Source organism: Nocardioides ginkgobilobae (assembly GCF_054781275.1).
Window position 1 is genome coordinate 1 of sequence record NZ_BAAGUS010000044.1, and the last position, 2,046, is coordinate 2,046.

1 protein-coding gene and 1 pseudogene are annotated in these 2,046 nt (G+C 68.4%); both read left to right on the top strand.

The window, feature by feature from the left end; genetic code table 11:
- Positions 1-251, top strand: a pseudogene (locus ACYVID_RS18100) (hypothetical protein); the annotation flags it as partial.
- 139 nt (positions 252-390) lie between these two features.
- Entirely contained in the window at positions 391-1,791 is a 1,401-nt protein-coding gene (locus ACYVID_RS18105) for an IS1380 family transposase (RefSeq protein WP_460739460.1), read from the top strand.
- Positions 1,792-2,046: the final 255 nt, after the last annotated feature.

The window sequence follows — 2,046 nt, forward strand, 5'->3', positions numbered from 1 at the left end:
ACCTGCACCGCCCGGTGCGCTACTCCCGCAAGCTGCGCCGCGTGTTCTACCTGTCCGCGCAGTCAGCGATGATGCGCGAGGGACCCAACCGCGACTACTACCTGAAGAAGCGCAGTGAGGGCGACAAACACGTCCAAGCCCTCATCGCCCTGTCCCGCCGACGAGTCGACGTCCTATGGGCCCTCCTACGCGACAACCGACCCTTCGAGCCCACCCCGCCAGTCCGGAAACAGCTGGCCCAATCGGCTTGACAAAGTCATTGAGAATCCACCGATGATCGACGGTCGTCGAGTGGCGTGAGCGTGCCGTAACGGACGGATGCCCTTGCGGGCTTGAAGAATGGGACTTCTCTACGGTTCCACTCGACGAAGCACGAAGGGCATCCGACAGATGCAACTTTCTCACACCACTGGGGCGACGTCGGCGGTGTTCGATGACCCGAATCTGCTGTCGTCGGCGGGGCTGGTTCCGGTGGTGGCGCTGGCGGAATCGGCGGGGCTCGGATCGCTGGCACAAGACCGTCTGTCGGTGCCGACCGACAAGGGCGCGAACGCGGGATTGAAGGTGACCTCACTGGTCGCCGGGATGGTGGCCGGCGCCGACAGCATCGACGACATGGCGCTGCTGCGACACGGTGGCATGAGCCGGGTCTTCGCCCGCGCATACGCGCCCTCGACCCTGGGGTCGTTTCTGCGGGCGTTCACCTTCGGTCACGTCCGCCAGCTCGACGCGGTGGCCTCCCGGTTCCTGGTCGCGCTCGCGGACCAGGCACCGCTCCTGGGGCAGCCTTCACCGGAGTCCGAGCATGTTCTGGTCGACGTCGACGACACCGTCATCGAGGTCCACGGCTATGCCAAACAAGGTGCCGGGTTCGGCTACTCCGGCGTCCGTGGGCTCAACGCCCTCCTGGCGACAGTGACGACCCCCAACGCCGCACCGGTGGTGGTCGCCCAACGGCTGCGGAAGGGCTCGTGCGGCTCCCCACGCGGCGCGAAACGCCTGGTCGCCGACGCGCTGAAGACCACCGCCGCGCTGACGGACGCAACGCCGCTGGTCCGGGCCGATTCGGCGTTCTACGGGCGTGGCCTGGTCGGCGCCGCGGTCCGGGCCGGTGCCGACGTCTCGGTCACCGTCCGGATGGACAAGGCCGTCAAGGCCGCCATCGCCGCGATCGACGACGACGCGTGGACCACCATCGAGTACACCGACGCCATTTTCGACGAGGCCACCGGATCCTGGGTCTCCCGCGCCGAGGTCGCCGAGGTGCCGTTCACCGCGTTCTCCGCCCAGAAGAAGGCCGACCGAGTGTCGGGCAGGTTGGTAGTCCGACGCATCCCCGACCTCAGCCCGAAGTCGTCTGATGGGCAGGAGACGCTGTTCGACACCTGGCGGTTCCATGCCTTCTTCACCACCACCGACCCCACCGTGCTGGACACCGTCGCAGCCGACAAGACCCATCGTGGGCACGCGGTCATCGAGCAGGTCCACGCCGACCTGAAGAACTCCGCGTTGGCGCACCTGCCCTCTGGCAAGTTCGCGGCGAACGCTGCCTGGCTGGTCCTCGCGGTGATCGCGTTCAACCTCACCCGCGCCGCAGCGACGCTCACCGGCCCGCGATTGGCACGAGCGACCACGGCCACGATCCGCCGCAAGCTCATCACCGTCCCGGCCCGCCTGGCGTCCTCCGCCCGGCGAATCACGCTGCACCTCCCGCGCGCCTGGCCATGGGAACCCGACTGGCTCCGGCTCTTCGGCCACGGCTGCGGTCCGCCCACCGCGGCGCCCACCTGACCAACCGCCGAGCGATCGGCCCGCCCGGACCCCGAGTGGAACCACCTGACAGCGAGGTCAGGCCCCCACCCCTGCGGTCATGCCGCCAGCGACAACCTCAGCCAGCCGGGACCCGTTGCCGCTGCCGGTCGGTGGATTCTCAATGACTTTGTCAAGGCGTTGCGGGCAGTTCCTTCCTTGACGGCGGGGCGGCCTCGAAGGGTCGGTTGTCACGCAGCAGTGCCCATAGGACGTCGACGCGGCGGCGTGCCAGGC